At 45.3% G+C, this 24,678-nt stretch carries 24 protein-coding genes; 17 read left to right on the plus strand and 7 right to left on the minus strand.

All coding sequences use genetic code 11. The features are described 5' to 3' along the window. Window positions 1-147: 147 nt before the first annotated feature. The 11 genes from lptE to lipA all read left to right on the plus strand — a co-directional run bounded on the left by lptE (window position 148) and on the right by lipA (window position 9,955). A complete protein-coding gene (gene lptE / locus UQW94_RS19055) occupies window positions 148-687 on the plus strand; it encodes an LPS assembly lipoprotein LptE (protein ID WP_005384122.1) in 540 nt (179 codons plus the stop codon). 5 nt (window positions 688-692) lie between these two features. Next, window positions 693-1,712 carry a DNA polymerase III subunit delta gene (holA, locus tag UQW94_RS19060; protein WP_005384123.1) on the plus strand — a complete coding sequence of 340 codons (1,020 nt, stop codon included), beginning with the start codon at window positions 693-695 and terminating at the stop codon, window positions 1,710-1,712. A gap of 88 nt (window positions 1,713-1,800) precedes the next feature. Continuing rightward, the gene (rsfS, locus tag UQW94_RS19065; protein WP_005373015.1) at window positions 1,801-2,118 is read left to right on the plus strand and encodes a ribosome silencing factor; all 318 of its coding nucleotides are present in this window, start codon (window positions 1,801-1,803) and stop codon (window positions 2,116-2,118) included. A 4-nt stretch (window positions 2,119-2,122) separates the two neighbouring features. Further along, complete coding sequence (gene rlmH / locus UQW94_RS19070; protein ID WP_017821762.1) at window positions 2,123-2,593, plus strand: 23S rRNA (pseudouridine(1915)-N(3))-methyltransferase RlmH; 471 nt, start codon at window positions 2,123-2,125, stop codon at window positions 2,591-2,593. 29 nt (window positions 2,594-2,622) lie between these two features. Next, window positions 2,623-4,539 carry a penicillin-binding protein 2 gene (gene mrdA / locus UQW94_RS19075; RefSeq protein ID WP_005384126.1) on the plus strand — a complete coding sequence of 639 codons (1,917 nt, stop codon included), beginning with the start codon at window positions 2,623-2,625 and terminating at the stop codon, window positions 4,537-4,539. Beyond that, the gene (gene rodA / locus UQW94_RS19080; protein WP_005373004.1) at window positions 4,539-5,660 is read left to right on the plus strand and encodes a rod shape-determining protein RodA; all 1,122 of its coding nucleotides are present in this window, start codon (window positions 4,539-4,541) and stop codon (window positions 5,658-5,660) included. The genes mrdA and rodA overlap by 1 nt, the downstream gene beginning before the upstream one ends. A gap of 2 nt (window positions 5,661-5,662) precedes the next feature. After that, the gene (locus UQW94_RS19085; protein ID WP_017635670.1) at window positions 5,663-6,466 is read left to right on the plus strand and encodes a septal ring lytic transglycosylase RlpA family protein; all 804 of its coding nucleotides are present in this window, start codon (window positions 5,663-5,665) and stop codon (window positions 6,464-6,466) included. Between the two features lie 91 nt (window positions 6,467-6,557). After that, window positions 6,558-7,736, plus strand: a complete 1,179-nt coding sequence (locus tag UQW94_RS19090) for a serine hydrolase (RefSeq protein ID WP_005384132.1) — start codon at window positions 6,558-6,560, stop codon at window positions 7,734-7,736. A gap of 139 nt (window positions 7,737-7,875) precedes the next feature. Continuing rightward, the gene (ybeD, locus tag UQW94_RS19095; protein ID WP_005384135.1) at window positions 7,876-8,154 is read left to right on the plus strand and encodes a DUF493 family protein YbeD; all 279 of its coding nucleotides are present in this window, start codon (window positions 7,876-7,878) and stop codon (window positions 8,152-8,154) included. Between the two features lie 176 nt (window positions 8,155-8,330). Next, window positions 8,331-8,993 (plus strand): lipoyl(octanoyl) transferase LipB, encoded by a 663-nt coding sequence (gene lipB / locus UQW94_RS19100; protein WP_213874893.1) that lies wholly within the window; start codon window positions 8,331-8,333, stop codon window positions 8,991-8,993. Next, on the plus strand, window positions 8,990-9,955 hold the full coding sequence (gene lipA / locus UQW94_RS19105) for a lipoyl synthase (RefSeq protein ID WP_005391329.1): 966 nt from the start codon (window positions 8,990-8,992) through the stop codon (window positions 9,953-9,955). Before lipB ends, lipA begins: the two co-directional genes overlap by 4 nt. A gap of 461 nt (window positions 9,956-10,416) precedes the next feature. Here the strand turns inward: lipA and glyA are convergent, their stop codons facing one another. Next, window positions 10,417-11,667 carry a serine hydroxymethyltransferase gene (glyA, locus tag UQW94_RS19110; RefSeq protein ID WP_322142487.1) on the minus strand — a complete coding sequence of 417 codons (1,251 nt, stop codon included), beginning with the start codon at window positions 11,665-11,667 and terminating at the stop codon, window positions 10,417-10,419. 347 nt (window positions 11,668-12,014) lie between these two features. Between glyA and UQW94_RS19115 the strand changes: the two genes are divergently transcribed. From UQW94_RS19115 to UQW94_RS19125, 3 genes are all read left to right on the plus strand, one after another. Beyond that, window positions 12,015-12,617, plus strand: coding sequence for a YitT family protein (locus UQW94_RS19115; RefSeq protein WP_025768905.1), 603 nt, complete (start codon window positions 12,015-12,017; stop codon window positions 12,615-12,617). Window positions 12,618-12,707: 90 nt separating this feature from the next. Beyond that, entirely contained in the window at window positions 12,708-14,228 is a 1,521-nt protein-coding gene (locus tag UQW94_RS19120; protein ID WP_213911236.1) for a winged helix-turn-helix domain-containing protein, read from the plus strand. Window positions 14,229-14,359: 131 nt separating this feature from the next. Beyond that, the gene (locus UQW94_RS19125) at window positions 14,360-15,259 is read left to right on the plus strand and encodes a hypothetical protein (RefSeq protein ID WP_213911237.1); all 900 of its coding nucleotides are present in this window, start codon (window positions 14,360-14,362) and stop codon (window positions 15,257-15,259) included. Between the two features lie 99 nt (window positions 15,260-15,358). Here UQW94_RS19125 and treC read toward each other — a convergent pair whose 3' ends face one another. The 4 genes from treC to gmhB form a co-directional block, all read right to left on the minus strand. Then, on the minus strand, window positions 15,359-17,044 hold the full coding sequence (gene treC, locus UQW94_RS19130) for an alpha,alpha-phosphotrehalase (protein WP_322142488.1): 1,686 nt from the start codon (window positions 17,042-17,044) through the stop codon (window positions 15,359-15,361). Window positions 17,045-17,131: 87 nt separating this feature from the next. Next, window positions 17,132-18,556 (minus strand): PTS trehalose transporter subunit IIBC, encoded by a 1,425-nt coding sequence (gene treB, locus UQW94_RS19135; RefSeq protein ID WP_005381959.1) that lies wholly within the window; start codon window positions 18,554-18,556, stop codon window positions 17,132-17,134. A 176-nt stretch (window positions 18,557-18,732) separates the two neighbouring features. Beyond that, window positions 18,733-19,680, minus strand: a complete 948-nt coding sequence (treR, locus tag UQW94_RS19140; protein WP_322142489.1) for a trehalose operon repressor TreR — start codon at window positions 19,678-19,680, stop codon at window positions 18,733-18,735. Window positions 19,681-19,754: 74 nt separating this feature from the next. After that, window positions 19,755-20,306: a D-glycero-beta-D-manno-heptose 1,7-bisphosphate 7-phosphatase gene (gene gmhB / locus UQW94_RS19145; protein ID WP_005381961.1), complete on the minus strand. Its 552-nt coding sequence runs from the start codon at window positions 20,304-20,306 to the stop codon at window positions 19,755-19,757. A 341-nt stretch (window positions 20,307-20,647) separates the two neighbouring features. Here gmhB and metN point away from each other — a divergent pair, with 341 nt between their 5' ends. The 3 genes from metN to UQW94_RS19160 are packed head-to-tail and all read left to right on the plus strand — an operon-like array spanning window position 20,648 to window position 23,191. Then, window positions 20,648-21,682: a methionine ABC transporter ATP-binding protein MetN gene (metN, locus tag UQW94_RS19150; protein WP_053306522.1), complete on the plus strand. Its 1,035-nt coding sequence runs from the start codon at window positions 20,648-20,650 to the stop codon at window positions 21,680-21,682. After that, entirely contained in the window at window positions 21,672-22,349 is a 678-nt protein-coding gene (locus UQW94_RS19155; RefSeq protein ID WP_005381964.1) for a methionine ABC transporter permease, read from the plus strand. Before metN ends, UQW94_RS19155 begins: the two co-directional genes overlap by 11 nt. A 32-nt stretch (window positions 22,350-22,381) precedes the next feature. Next, complete coding sequence (locus tag UQW94_RS19160) at window positions 22,382-23,191, plus strand: MetQ/NlpA family lipoprotein (protein ID WP_005381966.1); 810 nt, start codon at window positions 22,382-22,384, stop codon at window positions 23,189-23,191. Window positions 23,192-23,302: 111 nt separating this feature from the next. Here UQW94_RS19160 and UQW94_RS19165 read toward each other — a convergent pair whose 3' ends face one another. Further along, complete coding sequence (locus UQW94_RS19165) at window positions 23,303-24,079, minus strand: Zn-ribbon-containing protein (RefSeq protein ID WP_322142490.1); 777 nt, start codon at window positions 24,077-24,079, stop codon at window positions 23,303-23,305. Between the two features lie 2 nt (window positions 24,080-24,081). Continuing rightward, complete coding sequence (syd, locus tag UQW94_RS19170) at window positions 24,082-24,627, minus strand: SecY-interacting protein (RefSeq protein WP_025768899.1); 546 nt, start codon at window positions 24,625-24,627, stop codon at window positions 24,082-24,084. Window positions 24,628-24,678 lie beyond the last annotated feature (51 nt).

Here is a 24,678-nt window from a genome sequence, read left to right on the forward strand (position 1 = left end):
GCTGTCAATTTGTCTCTGTTTAGCGAACTTATTTGTTAACCAAGAGTCATTAAACAGGGTAGTTTTCTACCCTGTTTATTTACCTCAAACCATTCACATGAGTGGTTTAAGGTAAATAACCCCTTCAATTTAGGATGAATACAATCAATGCGCTTTTTCTCTTTGATTAAACTACCAGTGGTATTGGTATTAGCGGGGCTTCTTTCTGCCTGTGGTTTTCACCTTCGCGGCGAGTATTCCGTACCGGAAGAGCTGCACACTATGTCTTTCTCCAGCTACGATGAATACAGTGAATTAACTCGCTATGTTCGCTCTCAACTCGAACTGAACAAAGTTGAACTTGTTCAACCATCATCGACGGTACCCAACCTTCATTTGACGGAAGCGACAATCGATGAGCGTACACTATCGCTTTATCAAAATAGCCGTGCAGCAGAAAAAGAGCTGACATACGTAGTAAAATACCGTGTGACAATTCCTGGCTATGGTTCTAAAAACTTTACGACAACAGTAAACCGCAACTACCTAGACAACCCGTTGACCGCACTTGCAAAATCTGTTGAGCGTGACGTAATTGAAGACGAGATGCGCTTGCAAGCTGCAAAACAGATGATGCGCCAGTTGGGCCGTATTCGTGCCGAATATGAAGCAGGACAAATCTCTGAGCCAGCGAACAAAAACTCTTAGTCACTATGCGAATTTATGCCGATAAGCTAACGGATCATTTAACTAAACAAGTTAAACAGGTTTACTTAATCTTTGGTAATGAGCCGTTACTGATTCAAGAAAGCCGCCAAGCCATCCAAAAGGCAGCGTTTCAGCAAGGTTTTGAGGAAAAACACCGTTTTGCGGTGGATGCTAGCATCGACTGGAACCAAGTTTACGACTGTTTCCAAGCGATGAGCCTGTTTTCAAACCGTCAATTGATTGAGCTTGAAATTCCTGAAAGTGGCGTGACAACCGCCGTCAGCAAAGAGCTGCAAACACTGTGTGATATGCTTCATGATGACATCATGCTCGTCATTGTTGGTAGCAAACTGACCAAAGCCCAAGAAAATGCGAAATGGTTCAAAGCATTAAGCTCAAAAGGCGATTGGGTAAGCTGCTTGTCGCCAGACCTTCAACGCCTACCTATGTTCATTCAGACACGTTGCCGCACGTTGGGACTAAAACCCGATCAACAATCACTGCAAATGTTGGCTCAATGGCATGAAGGTAACCTATTTGCATTGACACAAAGCTTAGAGAAATTGGCCCTACTCTATCCGGATGGTGAGCTGACCATCATACGTTTAGAGGAAGCCCTAAGTCGCCATAATCACTTCACTACCTTTAACTGGATCGACGCCTTACTGGCAGGTAAAGCAAACCGTGCACAACGTATTCTTCGCCAACTTGAGGCGGAAGGGGTTGAGACCGTGATCTTGATTCGAAGTGTACAAAAAGAGTTGAGCCAACTTTTAAATATGCATCAAGACTTAACTCAAATGGGAATGAACCAGGTATTTGAGAAATATCGAGTTTGGCAAAACAAGCGTCCACTCTATAACGCAGCACTGACCCGCTTATCAGCGAGTCGTATTTGTGCATTGCTCTCCTTGTTGGCTCAAGCCGAGATAAAAGCCAAAACTCAGTATGACGAGTCTGTATGGCCAACTATTCATCAGTTGAGCTTAGAAACCTGCTCTCCTGATATTAAGCTGGCAATTTAAAAATCAAAGCGTGATATAGTGCGCGACCTGTTTTGCAAGCAAGAATGTAAAACACTGTAGAGATAAGAGACAAACCGAGGAAAACCGAGTGCTTCGCGAAGAACTGAAAGACTTTTTAGCTGATAAAGCCGACGACATGAAAGCGGAAGACATTATCGTCCTAAATGTGGAAGATAAATCAAGCGTGACAGATTACATGATCATCTGTACTGGTACATCCAAACGCCACGTTTCATCCATCGCTGACCATGTTGCAACAGAGGTGAAAAAAGCCGGTCTTGAGCCACTAGGAATGGAAGGTGAAAACGAAGGTGAATGGGTAGTCCTTGATATGGGCGACGCCATGCTTCACGTGATGCAAGAAGAGCACCGCGAACTCTACCAGCTAGAAAAACTCTGGGGTTAATCTTTTGAAAATTCAACTAATTGCTGTTGGTACAAAAATGCCAAAATGGGTTGAGGAAGGCTTTCAAGAATATCGTCGCCGTTTCCCGCATGATATGCCGTTGGAGTTGATTGAAATCTCTGCTGGCAAACGCGGAAAAAATGCCGATATCGCTCGCATCCTGCAAAAAGAAGGAGAAGCGATGCTCGCGGCGGTACCAAAAGGCAACCGTATCGTCACGTTAGATATCCCAGGTAAAAAATGGGACACTCCTCAACTCGCTGAGCAGTTAGAAGCTTGGAAATTAGATGGCCGTGATGTATCAATATTAATCGGCGGTCCCGAAGGACTCGCTCCTGCATGCAAAGCTGCAGCAGACCAAAGCTGGTCATTATCTGCCTTAACGCTACCCCACCCTCTAGTGCGTATCGTAATGGCAGAAAGCTTATACCGAGCGTGGAGCATCACCGCTAACCACCCTTATCATCGCGAATAATCGTTGTTTAACTTTAGAGCCAAGCGTTAATGATTCGTAAACGCCGCAGTCAAATCCGAGATTATCAAGCCGAAGCGCGTCTGTTTGCCAGCCGCGCTATTGTTGCTTTTATCGGCATTGTTGTCTTGATGGGAGCTCTGGTTGCCAACATGTACAACATTCAGGTGAACCAGTTTCAAGACTATCAAACCCGCTCGAACGATAACCGCATCAAAGTAGTGCCTATCGCGCCTAACCGAGGTCTAATTTATGACCGAAATGGCGTTTTACTGGCAGAGAACCGTCCCGTCTTTAACTTAGAACTGACCCCAGAAAAAATTAAAGACATTGATGCAACCATCCAAGAATTACAAACTATTCTGGAAATTACACCAGACCAGATTGAACGTTTCCACCACGAGCGTAAACGGACTCGTCGATTTAAATCGGTCCCACTGCTGACCCAACTGAACGAAAAACAAGTAGCGGTATTCTCCGTCAATCAGTACCGCTTTCCGGGTGTGGAAATAAGTGCGACCTTAAAGCGCTACTACCCTTTCAGCGAAGTCTTAACCCACGTGATTGGTTACGTTTCTCGAATCAATGATCGCGACATGCAGCGCCTGATCCGAGAAGAAAAAGACGCAAACTATCAAGCCACTCGCGACATTGGTAAGCTGGGTATTGAAAAATACTACGAAGACCTCTTACACGGTACAGCCGGATATCAAGAAGTCGAGGTAAACAGCCGCGGCCGAGTAATTCGTACCTTAAAGTACGTTCCACCTGTACCCGGAAAAGACATCGTTTTAAACCTTGATATCAACTTGCAGTTGTACGTACACCAATTATTGGACGGCCGCCGAGGCAGTGCTGTAGTGATCGATCCTAGAGACAACGGCGTACTGGCTATGGTTTCAAGCCCTAGCTACGACCCTAACTCGTTCGTGCACGGAATCTCGGGTAAAGACTATCGCGCCCTTTTGAACGATAAAAACCGTCCTTTGGTCAACCGTACCACACTTGGCATTTACCCACCTGCGTCTACCATCAAACCATTTATGGCGGTAGCCGCGCTGCAAGAAGGTGTCGTCACACCTAACACCACGCGAAATGATCCTGGTTATTGGCGCATACCAAACTCTAACACACGTCCGTTTCGGGACTGGTTGCGTTGGGGACACGGACGCGTCGATATCATTAAGTCGATCGAAGAGTCTGTTGATACCTTCTACTATCAAATCGCTTATGACATGGGTATTGACCGTATTTCGAATTGGATGATGATGTTCGGTTTTGGTGATTACACTGGCATTGATATCTACGAAGAAAGTAAGGCAAACATGCCGACTCGTGACTGGAAAATGTCTCGCCATAAAACCCCATGGTATAAAGGTGATACGATCCCTGTGGGTATCGGCCAAGGATATTGGACAGCAACACCAATGCAAATCGCCAAAGCAACCTCGGTATTAGTAAACGAGGGAGAAGTGATCGCACCTCACTTGCTCAAAGCGACGATAGAAAATGGTAACGACTTCGAAGAGCAGCAAACGACAGAATACGTGACTTACCCACCAATCAAGAATGTGCCTAAAAAGTACTGGGATATGGCGAAAGAAGGCATGCGTCGGGTAAACCATGGCACGCGCGGAACAGCTCGCCGCTCATTCTACAAAATGAATTATGAAACAGCGGGTAAATCAGGTACAGCACAGGTCTTCGGTCTGGGTGAAAACGAAGAATACAACGCCGATGAGATCGCCGAGCACTTACGTGACCATGCGTTATTTACTGGCTTTGCACCATTTGATGATCCTAAAGTGGTCGTCACTGTAGTACTAGAAAATGCCGGTGGTGGTTCTAGTAACGGTGCCCCAGTAGTAAGGAAAATTTTTGACCGAGTCGTTCTTGGTCCAGAAGAAATTGAGCCTGAAAACAATGCGAAGAAAGAGGTAAAACAGTAATGAAGATGGATCCCTCTACAGGTAAAAATCGCGCCCTGTTTGAACGCTTCCATATCGACTTACCACTCCTACTTGGCATATTGGCCCTGATGGGGTTTGGCCTGGTGATCATGTACAGCGCCAGTGGCCAAAGTTTACTGATGATGGATCGCCAAGCCATGCGAATGGTGCTTTCACTCGTTGTGATGCTCGTCCTTGCACAGCTTTCTCCACGAACTTACGAAAGCTTGGCACCTTTGATGTTCGTTGGTGGCGTTATACTGCTTTTCGGCGTGCTGTTTTTCGGTGAAGCATCGAAAGGCGCGCAGCGTTGGCTTAACCTCGGTTTTGTGCGCTTTCAACCGTCAGAGCTATTGAAGCTCGCAGTGCCATTAATGGTGGCTCGCTATGTCGGTAGACAGCCCCTTCCACCAACGCTAAAAACACTCATTGTTGCACTGATTATGGTCTGCTTACCAACCATTCTCATTGCAAAGCAGCCTGACTTAGGTACCTCGATCCTGATCGCCGCTTCCGGTATTTTTGTTATCTTCCTCGCCGGCATTAGCTGGAAAATCATCGCTGGTGCTGCGATTGCATTAGGTGGTTTCATTCCAATTCTGTGGTTTTTCTTGATGCGAGAGTATCAAAAAGTGCGAGTTCGTACTCTATTTAACCCGGAATCTGATCCGCTAGGAGCGGGCTACCACATTATTCAGAGTAAAATTGCGATTGGCTCCGGTGGTATTTCCGGCAAAGGTTGGTTGCAAGGTACGCAGTCACAACTAGAATTTCTTCCAGAACGACACACTGACTTTATCTTTGCAGTAATTGCTGAAGAATGGGGTATGATTGGCTTCCTTTGCCTTTTAGCCATCTATCTATTTATTATTGGACGAGGTTTATATCTCGCCAGCCAAGCGCAAACCGCATTTGGACGAATGATGGCAGGCAGTATTGTACTCAGCTTCTTCGTGTATATTTTTGTAAATATTGGCATGGTAAGTGGCATCCTACCTGTAGTAGGTGTACCGTTGCCACTCATCAGTTATGGCGGCACATCAATGGTAACCTTGATGGCTGGTTTTGGTATTCTGATGTCGATTCATACGCACCGAAAAGCATTCTCTAAGGCGACCTAGACATGCAAAAACGCGCTTTATATTCCTTGGTTTTCTCTGCTCTTATTTTGGCAGGCTGTTCATCAACTAGCCAAAAAGAACAAGAAGGCCGTTACGAACTCGAATCCGATGTTGCACCGGATACACCGCTTTCAGTCGAACACATCGAGGATGCGCATCCTAAATATGAACCGTACAGCCTAGGTGGGAACAAAGATTACCACTTGCGAGGCAAAGACTACAAAATAGTTCGCAATGCGAAAGGCTTTAAAGAAAAAGGCCGCGCATCTTGGTATGGGAAAAAATTCCAAGGTCATTTGACTTCTAATGGCGAAATCTATGACATGTACTCAATGACGGCAGCGCATAAAACGCTACCGTTACCAAGTTACGTAAAAGTTACCAATACTGACAACGGCAAAACCACCATAGTACGAGTTAATGACCGAGGTCCTTTTCACGATGGCCGTATCATTGATTTAAGCTATGCCGCCGCGCACAAGTTAGATGTCATAAAAACAGGCACCGCGAACGTGGAAATTGAAGTGATCAGTATCAATCAGCCCACGGACAAAAAGTCATTAGAAGCGCACCCTAGGTACGTTATTCAAGTGGCATCATCAAAAAATGAAGAACGCGCGCGAACTTTAGGTACCGAGCTTGGTCAAAAATTGGATACAGAAACTTTCCTAGAGAGTGCGAAAGAGTCTTATCGCTTGTTGTTAGGGCCATTTACTGACTATTCCCTGACGCAAGCCACATTAGATAAAGTAAAGTTGCTCGGCTATTCGTCTGCATTTATTAAAAAACACAACACTGCCAAATGACCTCGTGTCATGAATTTCTCTTTGATCCCCCTCTTACATAACTAGGGATTCTGATAAGATGTCTGCAGTTAACCCAAAAATTTGAATTACCATGAATAAAAATAAGTTTGTGAAATCTATTCTCGTTTCTTCGGTTGCCCTTTCTGCAACTTTCGCTCAATCTGCTCTTGCATCACCTATCGTTGTTCCAGATGCCCCTCAAATCGCGGCGAAGGGCTACGTGCTGATGGATTACCATTCAGGTAAAGTACTGGCAGAGAAAGAGATGAACACAAAATTGTCTCCAGCTAGTCTGACTAAGATGATGACCAGCTATGTAATCGGCCAAGAGCTAGCGCGTGGTAATATCTCAGAAGATGATGATGTCACCATCAGTAAAAATGCGTGGGCGAAAAACTTCCCTGATTCATCAAAGATGTTCATTGAAGTAGGCACAACAGTTAAAGTACGTGACCTGAACCGAGGTATCATCGTCCAGTCAGGTAACGATGCCTGTGTTGCGATGGCAGAACATATTGCAGGTTCAGAAGATGCATTTGTTGACCTAATGAACGCTTGGGCCAACACATTGGGTATGACTAACTCGCACTTTGCCAACGTTCATGGCTTAGATAACGCAGAATTGTACTCAACACCATACGACATGGCACTGCTAGGTAAAGCACTTATCCGTGACGTACCAAATGAGTACCGAGTGTACTCAGAGAAGAAATTTACTTACAACGGCATCACCCAATACAACCGTAACGGTCTACTTTGGGATAAGAGCATGAACGTTGACGGCATCAAAACGGGTCACACAAGTAATGCGGGTTACAGCCTAGTAAGTTCAGCAACTGAAGGTCAAATGCGCTTGGTTGCGGTCGTTATGGGTACTAAAGATGCCAATGCTCGTAAGTCAGAAAGCAAAAAGCTGCTAAGCTACGGCTTCCGTTTCTTCGAAACAGTGGCACCGCACAAAGCAGGTGAAACGTTCGTAGAAGAAAAAGTGTGGATGGGTAACAAAGACACCGTAGCACTGGGTCTTGACCAAGATACTTACGTAACACTACCGCGTGGTGAAGCGAAAAACCTAAAAGCCAGCTTCGTCCTTGAAAAAGAGCTAGAAGCCCCAATTAATAAAGGTGATGTAGTTGGTAAGCTATACTATCAGATCGATGGTGAAGATATTGCCGAATACCCACTAATGGCACTAGAAACCGTAGAGCAAGGTAGTCTATTTAGCCGCATGTGGGATTACATCGTATTGTTATTCAAGAGCTTCTTCTAAGAAGGAAGTTAGAGTAGCAAACTTATTCGCAAAGCCGCCTGAAAGGGCGGCTTTTTAAGTTTGAGATCCTCGTCTTGAGTTCCCCCTAATTTGACTGTACTATTTCGCACCGCAACGAATATCTACTGGAGTTATCGATATGCTAACCATCAACTCTGATGCAAAATTAAAAGACCTGCTTGAGTTCCCTTGTTCATTTACTTACAAGGTAATGGGTCATGCAAAACCTGAACTTCCAGAGCTTGTTCTTGAAGTTATTCAGCGCCATGCTCCAGGTGACTACAGCCCGACCGTTAAACCAAGTGCTAAGGGCAACTACCACTCGGTATCAATCAACATCACTGCAACCTCTATCGAGCAAGTTGAGACGCTATACAAAGAGTTAGGTGAAATTGACATCGTACGCATGGTTCTATAATTTTTTGATATATTAAATTTTTTTTGAAAGCAGCTTCGGCTGCTTTCTTTTTATTTATCAACCAGATAACAAAACTTTACATCGCTTTCAGTTAAAAATCTGTTACTCAGCGGTAGAGCATCAGGGTTATCCGGTTTATAATCCAAAAACTTTATATATTAGCAACAGGAATTCCCATGCAACACCAACTTGTTGTAAAACGACTTGGCCGCCAAGACTATGAGCCTGTATGGAAGGCGATGCATGAGTTCACCGACCAACGCACAGAAGAAACCCGTGATGAAGTCTGGTTGGTAGAACATAACCCAGTATTTACGCAAGGTCAGGCAGGTAAAGCTGAGCACCTTATTAACACTGGTGACATTCCTGTTGTACAAAGTGATCGCGGAGGCCAGGTTACGTATCATGGCCCAGGTCAGTTGGTCACCTATTTCTTGATCAACCTACGCCGCAAAAAATTAGGTGTACGAGATCTCGTTACCACTATCGAGAACCTCGTGATCAACACGCTAAAAGCATACAATATCGATTCGGCCGCGCGACCTGACGCACCAGGCGTTTACGTTGACGGTAAAAAAATATGCTCTCTCGGTTTACGCATTCGTAAAGGATGCTCGTTTCATGGCTTAGCCTTGAACGTAAATATGGATTTAACACCGTTTCTGCGTATTAACCCTTGTGGTTATGAAGGTATGGAAATGGTTCAGGTCAGCCAATTTGGCGGCCCAGACAATGTAGAAGCCGTAGAAAAACAATTAATAGAAGAACTCGTTACTTTGCTCGACTATGAGCAAGTAGAATTCAGCACAGAAGCACCTTCTCAAGGTAATAAAGCATGAGCAAACCAATCCAGATGGAAAAAGGCGTTAAATATCGTGACGCCGATAAAATGGCATTGATTCCCGTAAAGAACATGCCTACAGAGCAGAAAGAAGTGCTACGTAAGCCTGATTGGATGAAGATCAAGCTACCAGCCGACAGCCAACGAATTCAAGACATCAAAGCGGCGATGCGTAAGAATAAACTTCACTCCGTATGTGAAGAAGCATCTTGCCCGAACCTAGCGGAATGTTTTAACCACGGTACAGCAACCTTCATGATCTTAGGTGCTATTTGTACTCGTCGTTGTCCTTTCTGTGACGTTGCTCATGGCCGCCCATTACCACCGGAAGCAGAAGAGCCTCAAAAACTGGCGAAAACCATTGCCGATATGAAGCTGAAATACGTAGTAATCACTTCTGTTGACCGTGACGATCTGCGTGACGGCGGTGCACAACACTTTGCCGATTGTAACCGCGAGATCCGTGCGTTAAACCCGCATATTAAGATTGAAACACTGGTTCCTGACTTCCGTGGTCGCATGGATGTAGCGCTTGATCTAATGAAAGACAATCCGCCAGATGTCTTCAACCACAACTTAGAAACAGCGCCACGTCTTTACCGTAAAGCTCGCCCAGGTGCGAACTATAAATGGTCACTTGAGCTTCTTAAGAAGTTCAAAGAGCAGCATCCCGATGTACCGACCAAGTCTGGTTTGATGATGGGCCTTGGTGAAACCAAAGAAGAAATCATCGAAGTACTGAAAGATCTACGCGCACACGGCGTAACGATGCTGACTCTAGGCCAGTACCTAGCGCCAAGCCGTCACCACTTGCCAGTAGAACGTTACGTTCCGCCATCAGAGTTTGACGAGCTAAAAGAAGTTGCACTAGAACTTGGCTTCACGCATGCAGCGTGTGGTCCATTTGTGCGCTCTTCTTACCATGCCGATATGCAAGCTCAAGGTATCGAGATTAAATAAGCTCTCGCTTGTTTTGAAAAGCTTGTTTTGAAGAGAAGAGGTTGGCTCAGTGCCAACCTTTTTTGTATCTGGCAAATGATGATAAAAAGCCATTCTACCACCGTCATTCTGAACAGCGAGGAACGAGCGTGATTCAGAATCTGTTTTCAGAATACTGATGATTTTTAGGGAAACTCTGAGTAAAAGAGTGTGCCTCAACAAGATTCCTGATCTCGCCTAGGCTCGTCGGAATGACGTGGTTTGGATATATTGAAAAGGGACAGTGTTGGTAGCCATCCCCTTATCACACACTCTCGCTATATCTCATTCCAAACGCCAGACAAACAAAAAGGCCCTCAAATGAGGGCCTTTAGTATATCAATGTTCAAAATAGATGAGTCGAGTTCTAGAAGAACACACGGAGTTTGCGCGAGCAAATGAGTATGTTCGACACCGAAATCGACTCACTCGATGAAAAGCAGTTAGGCGTAAACTGGTAGACGCTTACAAATTTCTAGCACTTTCTGTTTAGTCGCTTCGATAACTTCTTCGTTGCCGATGTTATCTAGAACGTCACACATCCAGTTTGCTAGCTCTTTTGCATCTTCTTCAGTGAAGCCACGGCGAGTGATCGCTGGCGTACCTACACGAATACCAGACGTTACGAATGGGCTGCGTGGGTCATTTGGTACTGAGTTCTTGTTTACAGTGATGTTTGCTACACCTAGTGCCGCGTCTGCGTCTTTACCAGTGATATCTTTGTCGATTAGGTCAACAAGGAACAAGTGGTTTTCTGTACCGTTAGATACGATTTTGTAGCCACGCTCTTGGAACTGACCAACCATTGCTTTTGCGTTTTTCACTACGCGAGCTTGATAAGCTTTGAACTCTGGCTCCATCGCTTCTTTGAACGCTACTGCTTTACCAGCGATAACGTGCATTAGAGGGCCACCTTGACCACCAGGGAACACTGCTGAGTTCAATTTCTTGTACATATCTTCGCCAGCATTTGACAAGATAAGACCACCGCGAGGACCTGCTAGTGTTTTGTGCGTCGTTGTTGTTACCACGTGAGCATGCGGTACTGGTGTTGGGTATTCACCGGCGGCGATAAGACCAGCTACGTGCGCCATATCAACAAATAAGTAAGCACCTGCTTTGTCAGCGATTTCACGCATGCGTTTCCAATCAACGATTTGCGAGTAAGCAGAGAAACCACCGATGATCATCTTAGGTTTGTGTTCAAGTGCTAGCTGTTCCATCTCGTCGTAGTTGATTTGACCAGCTTCATCGATACCGTAAGGGATAACGTTGTAGTGCTTACCCGAGAAGTTTACTGGTGAACCGTGAGTTAGGTGACCACCGTGTGCTAGGCTCATGCCTAAAACTGTATCGCCAGGGTTAAGAAGCGCCATGTAAACTGCGCTGTTTGCTTGAGAACCTGAGTGAGGCTGTACGTTAGCGTACTCACAACCAAATAGTTGGCATGCACGCTCAATTGCTAGTGCTTCAGCTTTATCTACGTACTCACAACCGCCGTAGTAACGCTTACCTGGGTAGCCTTCAGCGTATTTGTTCGTTAGCTGAGAACCTTGCGCTTCCATTACACGTGGGCTTGTGTAGTTTTCAGAAGCGATAAGTTCAATGTGTTCTTCCTGGCGAAGAGTTTCTTCCTGGATAGCTGCGAACAGTTCCGCATCGTAATCTGCGATGTTCATATCACGCTTAAGCATCTGTATCTCCTGACTCAGATTAGTACTGAAAGTTGCAAAAAAACTGTTGAATGACCCGACGCAAACGTTTTCGTCACCCTAATGGCGCGCATTCTACATAATTTGATTTAGGTCATAAAGAGAAATTTACAATTTTTCTCATGCAGTTTTTTCATGATGACAAGCAATGTTTATCATGCCAGCATTGCAATCGCATAACGACAATCTATTGCCTGTCAAATTTGTGCTTTACACCCTGTAAAACAGCAATTACATAGGTTTACCGTAAATTTTACCCTCTAGCTACCGAAAAGATCATCTTTTTACTACTATGCACGCCTTATTTATCACTAATGACTGCAATATTGATGGAAAAACACTCATTAAAAGAAGACTGGATAGCGATTCTCACGGGTACCTTTTTAGTAGCTCAAGGCGTTTTCTTTCTCCAATCCGCGAGCCTTCTAACGGGAGGCACGACTGGATTGGCTCTGCTTATTAGCCAATTTACACCTTTTACCTTTGGTGTGCTGTACTTTTTAGCAAACAGTCCTTTTTACTTACTAGCATGGAAACGCTTCGGCCGTCATTTCGCCATTAATAGTGCCATTTCTGGCGCGTTGGTTTCTATCTTTGCCGATCATCTTTATTTGCTAATCTCGCTCGAATCGGTAAATGAAGTTTATTGCGCCGTCGCAGGCGGGCTTTTAATGGGGCTCGGTATGCTGATCCTATTCCGACATCGCTCCAGCTTGGGTGGCTTTAACGTGCTGTGTTTGTTTATCCAAGACAAATTTGGCATTTCAGTTGGCAAAAGCCAAATGGCAATCGATGCATGTATCCTGTTTGCTTCATTCTTCTTTGTCACACCAGAAGTGATTGGCCTTTCAATTTTGGGGGCGTTTGCACTCAATCTCGTGTTAGCGATGAACCACAAACCGCACCGCTATTCCGTGACCTACGGTTCATAAATTTTTGATAATGATTGAAGCGCGATTTATAAGATTTCGCGCTCCAATCGCTATATAATACTTCGCGATTTCCAAATAGATCGGTACGGTATGCGCGACTTTCTGCAACAAGCTAAACAGACTCACAGTTATATTGCGATTGGAGAGCTGATCTATAACCCGAAGACACAGACCCTTCATCAAGATGTTATCGCGATTGATCTTGAACCTCGCACCATTGAATTATTAGAACTGCTGTTAACAAGCGTTGGCCACCCACTCTCTGCTGACACCATTATTGAAACCATTTGGCAGAGCAAGTTCATCTCTAAGAATGTGCTCACGAACCGCATTAGCACCTTACGTGCCCTGCTACAGCAGTACTTACCCGAATACGATGCCGCTAAGCTTTTAGTCACTTACCCCCGCAAAGGCTACTTTCTTAACCCTGCCAATATTCGTTTGGTGCCACCAGCGAAAAGCCATCGACGCGTTATCCCAACTCAGGTTGCGAGGAATAAGAACTTCAAGCTGATTTTTGCTTATAGCTTGTGTGCCATACTTGCAGTTTGTAGCGTGACGCTCGCAAGCTTGTTATGGCAACGCCAAGAAATCTCAACACAACAAACACGTCATCAACTACTGATTCCCAAAGTCGAGCTACTACTCAACCGTGTCGATTCAATCGGCTCTCAGGCGCGAAAATACCGCATACTGGTCAAAGCCATCTTGCTGCAACAACAGGTCGAATATCCATACACCGACATCGCCAACCAAGATGCTCCCAGTTACTTTCTTGATCCTATCGGTCATGCGCCATATTTCCCTGGCGCACGAAACATGCAGACCAGCGACTACGAGCTCAATATCGAGTTAAAAGACGGCACAAAACAGGGCATCTTGAAAGCGCAGATGAACCTTATTTATCCTGCGACGGGCAAGCTAGCGTTTCGCAATGAGTACACACTGCGTTTATCTGACTTACAATCGGATATTTTCCAAATGCACTCGGATGTCGCGCAATACTTCAATCTGCCTGCACCTTCGGCAAGTACGTGGCAGCTTTCGGATATTCACAAAAAAATGTTATTCGAGAATGCCTTTTCTAGCCAACCTCTCCGACAATCTGATGAGTTTGCGGCTATAACAACGGCAAGACATCTCGCCTTATACGAGCACGAACATCAAAAGCTGGAAGCGTATTTAACTCAAGTACAATCGTCGTTTGATGTTTTGCCAGATGAGCTGAGCCTCTGGTTAGGTCTATTGCATTTCAAATTAGGTAACTTAGACAGGGCAAAAGCTCTGTTAACGACACCAGATGGCGACTCACGTATCCAAAACGCACTGATTTATACCTTTGTGTCTCACATTGCTTATAAGCAGAACAAACTTGAACAGTTCCGTCTCAACTACATGGAATCACTGGTGGCGCTGCTGCGCGTTTTACCTTCCGAAACCTTGTTTGAGCGTCTTTCTCAATCTGAATCAAAAGAGACTTGCCTCCAACCGTGGAAAACGTTGCATGTCAGTTTGACCGATCAAGAAATTATCAGCCGATGGAAAGCGCTCATCAACGAGTATTGCACCAACGTAGCTAACGAAATAAGCCCTAATAAAACAAAGACCTAAATATAAAATTAAGCTTTCGTTAAGCGCGATTAGCTTTTGTTTTTTGCCCTTTTTATCTCACTGAACTTAGCATGCTCGCATTCAAGCAACGGCCCAACATGAAGCGGCCTTATCAATCAGGAATGTAAACCATGCTAAACAAAATGACGCTTATCGCAGCAGCAACTCTGGCTCTTTACGGCTGTGGCGGAGGTTCGTCTTCTGGCAGTGCTAATCCAAACAAAGTGCCTCAAGAAAGTTTCGACATCGCGATTCAAAACTCCATTTTCGCTCCCGAGACAAACACACAACTTAGCTACTCGTTTAGCTTGGATGGCCAATCTGAAGGTGACATGAAGCTGAGCTTTCAAGCGATGGATCGCGAGCAAATATTGGCAGCATTGGCACAAATCCCAAACAGCGAGGCAATGGTCCAGTTGGTTAATGACTTGATGAACTACGGCGCCGAACAGTTCTACTATTCAGACGAGCAGTACAACGACGACGAAGAGAGCAATACGCTTTACTTTGCAGGATCAGATGGTGCACTCCATGAAATCACTGACGCTTATTTCATTGGTCATCAGTTTATTGCCATGCTTATGCACAGCGGTCCGATTTTCCGCCTAAACGGTGACGACGTAAAAGAGAAAAGCCCGAATATTGACATCGGTGAAGAAACTATGTCTCTGCAAACCACTCTTACAGGCTACTCAGTTCACAACCTACTAGACCGTTTTGAAGAGCATGAGTGGGTACAAAACCTTCCTATGACAGCATCTTGCCAAGTGGTTTGGCAACAGCAAATCCGAGAAACTGGCGTGCGTAAAGCGTTCTCGATCTCAGGCAAGAAAATTGAAGCGGCATACCTGATGGAAGAGAACATCTACAACCTAAACTGTGATGATATGGACTCAATGGAGTTCGCCACTTCGGCAGAACGTTGGTTTAATCCGAGCTTAGGTCTGATAGAACAAATTGAACTGCTGAAAGTACAACAAGTACAAATCAACGAAGAGAAAGTGCAGCTAACAGCGATTGAAACAAAATAAGCTTGCATTTTTTATAGATACCTCAATAAAAGAAGGCTTTGGGGAGCACACCAAAGCCTTCATCTCGAACATCAATCTTAGGGGTGATGACACCCGAGTTTATTCTTCTATCAATAAAATACGAGTTTCGTAAGGTCGTAACACTTGATGGTTTGACGCGACTGCGCTCGCTGAGTTTTGATAGTTAGATAGCAAGTTTTTCGCTTTACTCATATCAAAACGTTCTGGCAGAACGCATTCCACCTCTTCAGCATAGTAGTTATTGATACACAGCAGCGTTTGCTTATCGTTCTGACGAGCGTAAGCGAAAATACGTTTGTGCTCTGGCAGCAGGTCCTCGTAACGACCATCGGTGATCACTGGAACCTGTTTACGCAGTTCAATCAGACGCTTGTAAAAGTAGAACACCGAGTTTAAATCGGCAACCGCAGCTTCAGCATTGATTTCAGTGTAATTCTTCGCCACTTCAAGCCAAGGCGTGCCCTCAGTAAAGCCCGCGTGTTTTGCACTGTTCCATTGCATTGGTGTACGTGAGTTATCACGCGACTTCTGTGCCAAGATCGCCATCATATAGTCATGAGATACACCATCACGGTTGACCATGATGTCGTACATGTTAGTACTTTCAACATCACGATATTGGCTGATTTCGGTATAACCCGGGTTGGTCATGCCGATCTCTTCCCCCTGGTAAACATAAGGTGTGCCTTGCATCATGTGCACTGATGCAGCAAGCATCTTGGCAGATTCAACACGGTATTGCTCGTCGTTACCTAATCGGCTCACAACGCGTGGCTGGTCGTGGTTACACCAGAACAGCGCCCCCCACCCTTTGCCATTTAAGCCCGTTTGCCAATGATTGAAGATCTGTTTTAACTGAATGAAATCAAACGGCGCTTTGGTCCATTTTTCACCATTTGGATAATCGACTTTCAGATGATGGAAGTTGAACACCATGGATAGCTCTTTGCCGTCTAGCGAAGAATATTGCTGGCAGTGCTCTAGTGTGGTGGAAGACATTTCACCCACCGTCACGCTGCCGTATTTTTGAAACACAGATTCGCTAATCTCTTGAAGGTATTCGTGCACACGTGGGCCGTCGGTGTAGAAGCGGCGACCATCACCAATATCATCACTTGGAAAATCTTGCTGCTTGGAAATCAGGTTGATAACGTCGAGACGGAAACCATCCACTCCTTTTTCTGCCCAGAAGCTGATGACTTCTTTCACTTCTTCACGCACTACTGGGTTTTCCCAGTTTAAGTCCGCTTGCTCTTTAGCAAAAAGGTGCAAATAGTACTGGCCTGTTTTTTCATCCAGCGCCCAAGCGTTGCCACCAAACTTTGATTGCCAGTTGTTTGGTTCAGCACCATCTACCGGATCTTTCCAGATGTAGTAATCACGGTATGGGCTGTTTTTATCACCCAGTGCGGATTGGAACCACTTGTGTTCTGTCGACGTGTGGTTCACTACAATGTCCATGATGATACGAATACCCAACTGATGCGCTTCTGCTAGCAAAGTATCAAAGTCTTGCATCGTGCCGAACTCAGGGTTGATCGAGTAGTAATCGGAGATGTCATAACCGTTGTCGATCATTGGCGATTGGTAAACCGGCGTCAGCCAAATCGCATCCACACCAAGATGCTTAAGATAATCCAGCTTAGAAATGATCCCTTTGATGTCGCCCGTGCCTTTACTGCCACTGTCACAAAAGCTTTTTGGGTAAATTTGATAGATGGTTGCGGTTTTCCACCAGCTCTCATCATGCTTGGTCATAGCCATTTCTAACACTCACTTACCAGTAATCGGAAACTTAAAATTTGAAAAGAAAAATAGGAGGAGGCAGCCAAGTCACTGCCTCAAATAGAATTACGCGTTTGCAGGCTCAAGCTCACCTTTGGCTTGTGCACGCTTATAAAGAATTAACGTTAATGCAGCAGGTACCAGCATTGCGACTAACATAGCCAAAGCAAAAATGCCCCAGAACTGCGGTTGGATAGACAAGATGCCCGGCAAACCGCCCACACCGATACCGTTCGCCATTACGCCCGCACTACCACAAATAGCAGCAGCACACGCACTACCGATCATCGCGCTCAACATTGGGAACTTGTATTTCAAGTTGATGCCGTACATCGCCGGTTCAGTCACGCCAAGGTAAGCAGAGATAGCCGCAGGCACTGAGATATCACGCTCGCCGTGTTTTTTACTGATGATAATGATGCCGACGACCGCAGACGCTTGAGCAATATTTGAAAGCGCAATCAGAGGCCAAATTGGCGTGCCGCCTAGCTCTTGCATTAATTGAAGGTCAACCGCGTTGGTGGTGTGGTGAATACCAGTAATGACCAATGGCGCGTATAGGAAGCCGAAGATGGTTGAGCCAATCATTGCGAAGTCACCCGTCATGGCTGCTTTTGCTGCGAATGCCACGCCGTCACCCAACATACGACCGAATGGACCAATGATAGAGTGCGCAAGAATCACAGACACAATGATTGAGACAAACGGCACGACCACTAGGTAAAGGTAAGACGGAATGATGCGTTTTAAGTTGGTTTCAATAAACGCCAGAGCCATACCAGCAAGCATTGCTGGAATCACTTGCGCCTGATAGCCCACTTTCTCGATGGCAAATAAGCCAAAGTCCCACACTTCGGGTACTTGCTTACCAATCAGGTAGGCGTTCATCAACTGTGGCGAAACCAATGTTACACCAAGCGTGATACCCAGAATCGGAGTACCGCCGAGCTTTTTCACTGTCGACCAACACACGCCAACCGGTAGGAAGAAGAAGATCGCCTCACCAATCAGCCATAAGAAAGAGTGTACCGTTGCCCAAAACTGGCTGATTTCCGTTAGCGTTTGACCATCAAACATCTTGATGTCGCCAATCACGTTACGGAAACCAAGGATCAGACCACCGGTAATGATCGCAGGTAGCAGTGGTACAAAGATTTCTGCAAGGTGGGAAATACCACGCTCAACGATATTCATGTTTTGACGAGCAGCGTTCTTCGCTTCGTCTTTGCTGGCTTCACTTTTACCCGTCAGTCCGATCAGTACCTTGTAAACTTCATCCACTTCAGTACCGATAACCACTTGGAACTGGCCTGCGTTGGTAAAACAGCCCTTCACCATCGGTAATGCTTCTAACTGTTTCGTATCTGCTTTGTCCGTATCATTTAGAACAAAACGCAAGCGAGTTAAACAGTGACTTACACTGGCAATGTTGTCCGGCCCCCCGACCAGCTCAATAAGACGCTCCACGTCTTTACGCGCAATCTTACTCATAACTTTGTCCACCCTGTATTGGATACATTCGATTCATCATTTTGTTTTTATAAATGGGAACATTCCCATTTCTTAATTTTAATATTGCCATCCGAAGGCAAAAAACAAAATGGGAACAGTCCCATTAATTGAGAATGATCACAGTATAATTTTAGAGCAGATCGTTTTAGTGTGGATTAACAAACGATAGGCTGTTGAGTAAAGTGAACCACTTCCTCATCGCCATTTAATTGATTGATCAGCATGTTAGCGGACTTCTCACCTGCAAGGGTATAACCTGGGTCGACACTAAATACTTTAGGGAAAAGGAAAGAGAGCAATTCATTACCTCCAACACCTGTCACAACCACGTCTTCACGTCCTAACTCTTGAAGACGCTTAATCACGCCCAACGCGATGGTGTCACTGGCGCACACGATGGCCTGAGTGTCAGATTGAAGGACTTTGTCTACCAACTGATAAGCACTTTCATGGCTCAACTTACCCGTCTGGAAACAAGGTGTAATTTGTTTGCGTTGACACCAAGCTTTATAAGCATTTAGACGAGCTAAGCCAGTGGTTTTGTCTTCAGGGTCAACACCAATATAAGCAATGCGAGATAAAGATTGCTGCTCAAGATGAGACAAAGCCATGTCTATCACACCTTGGTTGTCGTAGTTGATCGAAGAAACCAATTGCGTGTCCATCGCGATCACAACGATACGATTACCCCACTCTGCCAATGCTCGCTCATCACATCCAGTAAAGCCAAACACGATCACCCCATCGACGTTGCGACGTTTAAGCACATCCAAATGTTCATTGGTTTTATCGCGATCGAATTGGCTCTCCATGATCACCGCATCATAACCAGCGGAATACAAAGCATTGAGCATTGTACCAACGGCGCGATTTTCTGATGGTGAATCTAAACGGGAGATGATAACCCCAATAACTTTTTGGCTGCCGCCACGCATTGATTGCGCAGATTTGGACGGCACATAACCAGATTCACGAATGATTTGCTCAACCTTCTCTCGCGTTTGGGGTTTCACTTTTGGATCGTTAGTAAGCACACGGCTTACTGTCGATTTGCCCACGCCTGCCAATTTTGCGATATCAAGAATGGTGAGTTTTTTGCTCATAAGTGTTCAGATTAAAAGAAGGAATCAAACAAAAGGGAAGCAGTGGCTTCCCTTATCTCAGTCAGTAATGAAGATTACTTGTTTAAGTACGCAGGCACATCTGCAATGCTATCTAATACTACCGTTGCAATGGCTTCGCCCTGTTCCGTTACTGGCTTACCAGTGCGAACCAAAATCTTAGTGCCAACGCCTGCCGCTTCTGCTGCCATCATGTCTTCAGCTTTATCGCCGATCATCACAGATTTCTCCATGTCGATCTTCAAGAAGTCACGCGCAGAAATGAACATGCCTGGTTTTGGCTTACGGCACTCACAATCTTGCTTGTACTCGCCAATGCCATGTTCTGGATGATGTGGACAGTAATAGATACCATCGAACTCAACACCATTATCAGCAAAGTTCCAATCCATCCATTGAGTCAGAGACAAGAAACGGTCTTCACTGAATTTACCGCGTGCGATGCCCGATTGATTCGTCACTAACACTAGAAGGTAGCCTTTATCTTTTAGCGCTTTCGTCGCTTCAAATACACCATCAATGTACTCAAAATCATGTTCGTCATGAACGTAGCCGTGGTCAACGTTTATCACGCCATCACGATCGATAAAAACAGCAGGTTTTGCCAAAACGTATTTCTCTATTAACTCGGTTTAATCAGATTATTACATACCTTATAAACTTCAACACTATCTAATTCATTCTAGGCCTCGACAAAACGGTTGATTTGTTGGGCAAGAATCGGTAAATCTGAGGGTGCCCCGCCGTCTACCCCCTGCTTGTTATCTATACATCTTCGTTTCAAAACAGAACATCCATACATTTAGACGTCTAGACGTAAAAATATCTATTGACTTCATTCTGCTTAACCCATAGCATCAACTGAAAATTGAGATAAAGCTCAACATTAAGTTCTGTCAAAGGCCGTTTTTGACAGCGAAGTTCCCCGTATCTTTGGGCAGGTTGAAACATGATAGAAATAAAAAACGTCAATAAAGTGTTCTACCAAGGCAGTAAGGAAATCCTTGCCCTGAAAGACATTAACCTACACATCGACAAAGGCACCATCTTTGGTGTTATCGGTTCATCAGGTGCTGGTAAAAGTACGCTGATTCGCTGTGTCAACATGCTAGAAGCACCGACCTCTGGTTCCATCATCGTTGATGGTGTAGATCTAACCAAACTCAGCAAAAAACAACTAGTCGAAACACGCCGTAACATTGGCATGATCTTCCAGCACTTTAACCTGCTTTCGTCTCGTACTGTGTTTGATAATGTAGCACTGCCACTAGAACTGGCAGGTAAAGACAAATCGCAAATCACAGCAAAAGTAACTGAGTTGCTAAAGCTTGTAGGCTTAGCCGACAAACACGAGAGCTACCCATCTAACTTAAGTGGCGGACAAAAACAGCGTGTGGCAATTGCTCGTGCATTGGCATCCGATCCTAGCGTGCTGCTTTGTGATGAGGCCACTAGTGCACTAGATCCAGCAACAACTCAATCTATCCTTGAGTTATTGAAAGAGATCAACCGCAAACTCAACATCACGATTTTACTTATCACTCACGAAATGGAAGTCGTAAAAAGCATCTGTCACGAAGTAGCAATCATCGGTGGTGGTGAGCTGGTGGAAAAAGGCACCGTTGGCGATATTTTTGCGCACCCTAAGACAGAGCTGGCACACCAATTCATTCGCTCAACGCTGGATCTTTCCATTCCTGAAGATTACCAAGCTCGTCTGCAAGCAGAGCGTGTTGATGGCAGCTACCCGTTGGTTCGCTTAGAGTTTACTGGCGCAACCGTCGATGCACCGTTAATGTCGCAAATTTCTCGTAAATACAATATTGATGTGAGTATTTTGAGTTCCGACCTTGATTACGCTGGTGGCGTGAAATTCGGCATGATGGTCGCAGAGCTATTTGGTAACGAAGAAGATGACAACGCAGCTCTTGAATATCTGCGTAAGCACAACGTAAAAGTAGAGGTACTTGGTTATGTCCTTTAATACGATTTCTGAATGGCTGAGTTTAAACAGCAAACTACTTTTAGGTGCAACGTGGGAAACGCTTTACATGGTTGCGGTTGCCGGATTAGTCGGCTTTGCTGTGGGTATTCCATTAGGCGTAATCCTCCATATTACTAAGAAAGGCGGCCTACTTGAAAACACCAGCCTAAATAGCGGCTTAGGCGCTATCGTTAACATTGGTCGTTCTGTGCCATTCCTCGTACTGATGGTTGCGATTATTCCAGTGACAAAAATGCTGGTTGGAACCTTTATCGGTACAACCGCAGCAATCGTCCCACTGACTATTGGCGCCATTCCTTTTGTCGCTCGTCTTATTGAAGGTGCTTTATTAGAAGTACCGACAGGCTTGGTGGAAGCAGCGCAGTCAATGGGGGCGACACCAACACAGATCATCACAAAAGTTCTACTACCTGAAGCAATGCCGACTATTGTTAACTCAGTAACGATTACCTTGGTCACTCTCGTTAGCTACTCAGCTATGGCGGGTACGGTAGGCGGCGGCGGCCTAGGTGACGTAGCCATTCGTTACGGTTTCCACCGCTACGATGTAACTATCATGGCCGTGACTGTCGTGATGTTGATTGTTCTAGTACAGATTATTCAGTCTATCGGCGACGCAGTGGTGCGCCGTGTAGACCACAGATAAGCATCAAAAATACAAATTATAAGGAGATAAAGATGAAATTTAGCCTTAAAGGTCTTTTGACTGTAGCAACGGCCGCCTCTGCTCTTGCTCTAGCGGGTTGCGGCGACAAAGAAGTAGACGTAAACAAAGTAAAAGTTGGCGTTATTGCTGGTGCTGAAGCACAAGTAGCCGAAGTTGCCGCTAAAGTAGCAAAAGAGAAATACAACCTAGACGTTGAGCTAGTAACATTTACCGATTACGTAACACCAAACGCCGCTCTGGATGATGGTTCAGTAGACGCGAATGCGTTCCAGCACAAACCATACCTAGACCAACAAGTGAAAGACCGCGGCTACAAACTGGCTATCGCGGGTAACTCATTCGTTTACCCTATTGCTGGTTACTCAAAGCAAGTAAAATCAATTGATGAAATTCAAGATGGCGCACGCATCGCAGTACCAAACGACCCAACTAACCTAGGTCGCTCACTACTGCTTCTTGAGCAGCAAGGTTTAATTACGCTACGTGATGGCGTTGGTCTACTCGCTACAGTACGTGACATCGTAGGCAACCCTAAAAATATCGAAATCATTGAACTAGAAGCCCCACAGCTTCCACGTTCACTGGATGACGTAACGCTATCTATCATCAACACCACTTACGCAAGCTCTATCGACCTATCGCCAGAGCGTGACGGCGTGTTCGTTGAAGATAAAGACTCACCATACGTAAACCTAATTGTCGCTCGCGAAGAAAATGTTAATGCGCAAAACGTACAAAACTTCGTAAAAGCTTACCAAACGGAAGAAGTTTACGAAGCGGCAAAAGAACTGTTCAAAGGCGGTGTTGTGAAAGGTTGGTAATCCCACTTTTCAAAACATGACTGAAAACAACGTTCTAAACACAAAAGGGCTGAGGTGAAAACATCAGCCCTTTCTATTTGTCTATCTACCCATTTAAGTAGCTTCAATTCGCTACTTAAGATGGTCCCAAGAGATATTCGACACGATTCTGCAGTCATCACACTTAAAATGAAATATGTCATGTAGTGGCTCATCGAGTAGCCACTCGCCATCGCATTTTGGACACTTGCGCGCTTTCTCGCTCTCCAGCGACTGACCACCGACACGATACTGGTAATAGTACGTAGGGATCTTCGTGATGTATTCGATACGGCCACGTAAGTCCCAACCTCGGCGAAACAGCACACTATCCACATCGCAAATTTCGTGCAGCGCCGCATGTTCCGCTCGGCAGCCCCCTGCCATTTGGATTTCATCACACGCTTGCCACTCAGTCTGCCACTTAATGACGGCTTTATGGTCTCCATTAAGTGTTGGCTCATTACGATACAAAGGAATTGGCAACAGGGTTTCACCACTTCGCAAAGGCGAACACGTATGAACATAAGTCGTGTACAACACTTGCCAGCTAGGTGTCTCTTCTTCGGCTGCTTGTTCTGAATTCAAATCACGCCCCAGCATACGCATTTTCGGTGCAAGCAAAGACGCATCCGACAAACGGTTCATGCACACTTTGACGAAATCTGAGTGATAACGTGGATGCAAGCTGTCTTGTTCTGGGCAAACAACACGAACGAAAAATTCACCTTCTCCCATCACTATCGGGAATTCACGACCTAATACTTGGCCGTTGTAACGCAGAGCATCCATCAAGCCATTAATGGCTTTGTCTACCGCGCTGACGGTGGTGTTATCAAAACACTCAAACTGCAACTCAATAACATACATACTTAGACGGCAGCCTCTAACTTATTCAAGAACTCAACCAATGAATCTGCCAATACATCACGTTTAGAGGTGCCCAAACGCTCTAGAATCACATTGCCAGTGAGGTTACAAATAGAAATCACATCCATTTCCTCATCTGTCGCTGCGATAAATACTGTTGGTTTAAGTTTCAAGCGGCGCTGCGTCACCAAATGACCAAGAATATTTTCTTGTAGACGCACGAAATCGTCATCGCTCCAGACTTGCAGCAGCGTCAACGAATTACCTTGCCAAGTTGCCTCCATATCAGCGCAGTATTGAGAACCATAAAAGGCTTTAACATCATCTTGCAGTGACAACTCAATCGCATTTTCCACATTGGTGAAATCGGCCATTTCATCACGTGCGACCGCTTTCCAAAGCACCTTTCCATCACGCTTCTCTTCGACACAAGGAGAAACAAGCTCTGCAAGCTCTTCACTGCTTGGCAACTCATTGTGCTTAGCTTGCCAAGCTTGTTGGTAGCGCAGGCTGAACTCTTGTAGCGCCTGAGTAACGTTTGGGGTCATGAAGGTCTCCTCATTCCTTATTTATCAGATAGCCGTGCTTGCCGGATGGCA

This window comes from Vibrio sp. PBL-C16 (assembly GCF_034321865.1).
GTDB lineage: Bacteria > Pseudomonadota > Gammaproteobacteria > Enterobacterales > Vibrionaceae > Vibrio > Vibrio alginolyticus.

Excerpts from the sequence above, each read along its gene's own strand:
- treR (WP_322142489.1), bottom strand. The coding sequence starts at position 19,680 with ATGAGCAAAAAACTCACCATTCTTGATATCGCAAAATTGGCAGGCGTG.
- lipA (WP_005391329.1), top strand. The coding sequence starts at position 8,990 with ATGAGCAAACCAATCCAGATGGAAAAAGGCGTTAAATATCGTGACGCC.
- holA (WP_005384123.1), top strand. The coding sequence starts at position 693 with ATGCGAATTTATGCCGATAAGCTAACGGATCATTTAACTAAACAAGTT.
- rodA (WP_005373004.1), top strand. The coding sequence starts at position 4,539 with ATGAAGATGGATCCCTCTACAGGTAAAAATCGCGCCCTGTTTGAACGC.
- glyA (WP_322142487.1), bottom strand. The coding sequence starts at position 11,667 with ATGCTTAAGCGTGATATGAACATCGCAGATTACGATGCGGAACTGTTC.
- UQW94_RS19085 (WP_017635670.1), top strand. The coding sequence starts at position 5,663 with ATGCAAAAACGCGCTTTATATTCCTTGGTTTTCTCTGCTCTTATTTTG.
- mrdA (WP_005384126.1), top strand. The coding sequence starts at position 2,623 with ATGATTCGTAAACGCCGCAGTCAAATCCGAGATTATCAAGCCGAAGCG.
- UQW94_RS19120 (WP_213911236.1), top strand. The coding sequence starts at position 12,708 with ATGCGCGACTTTCTGCAACAAGCTAAACAGACTCACAGTTATATTGCG.
- UQW94_RS19160 (WP_005381966.1), top strand. The coding sequence starts at position 22,382 with ATGAAATTTAGCCTTAAAGGTCTTTTGACTGTAGCAACGGCCGCCTCT.
- UQW94_RS19090 (WP_005384132.1), top strand. The coding sequence starts at position 6,558 with ATGAATAAAAATAAGTTTGTGAAATCTATTCTCGTTTCTTCGGTTGCC.
- treC (WP_322142488.1), bottom strand. The coding sequence starts at position 17,044 with ATGGCTATGACCAAGCATGATGAGAGCTGGTGGAAAACCGCAACCATC.
- lptE (WP_005384122.1), top strand. The coding sequence starts at position 148 with ATGCGCTTTTTCTCTTTGATTAAACTACCAGTGGTATTGGTATTAGCG.
- metN (WP_053306522.1), top strand. The coding sequence starts at position 20,648 with ATGATAGAAATAAAAAACGTCAATAAAGTGTTCTACCAAGGCAGTAAG.
- treB (WP_005381959.1), bottom strand. The coding sequence starts at position 18,556 with ATGAGTAAGATTGCGCGTAAAGACGTGGAGCGTCTTATTGAGCTGGTC.
- UQW94_RS19125 (WP_213911237.1), top strand. The coding sequence starts at position 14,360 with ATGCTAAACAAAATGACGCTTATCGCAGCAGCAACTCTGGCTCTTTAC.
- syd (WP_025768899.1), bottom strand. The coding sequence starts at position 24,627 with ATGACCCCAAACGTTACTCAGGCGCTACAAGAGTTCAGCCTGCGCTAC.
- UQW94_RS19155 (WP_005381964.1), top strand. The coding sequence starts at position 21,672 with ATGTCCTTTAATACGATTTCTGAATGGCTGAGTTTAAACAGCAAACTA.
- UQW94_RS19165 (WP_322142490.1), bottom strand. The coding sequence starts at position 24,079 with ATGTATGTTATTGAGTTGCAGTTTGAGTGTTTTGATAACACCACCGTC.
- ybeD (WP_005384135.1), top strand. The coding sequence starts at position 7,876 with ATGCTAACCATCAACTCTGATGCAAAATTAAAAGACCTGCTTGAGTTC.
- UQW94_RS19115 (WP_025768905.1), top strand. The coding sequence starts at position 12,015 with ATGGAAAAACACTCATTAAAAGAAGACTGGATAGCGATTCTCACGGGT.
- lipB (WP_213874893.1), top strand. The coding sequence starts at position 8,331 with ATGCAACACCAACTTGTTGTAAAACGACTTGGCCGCCAAGACTATGAG.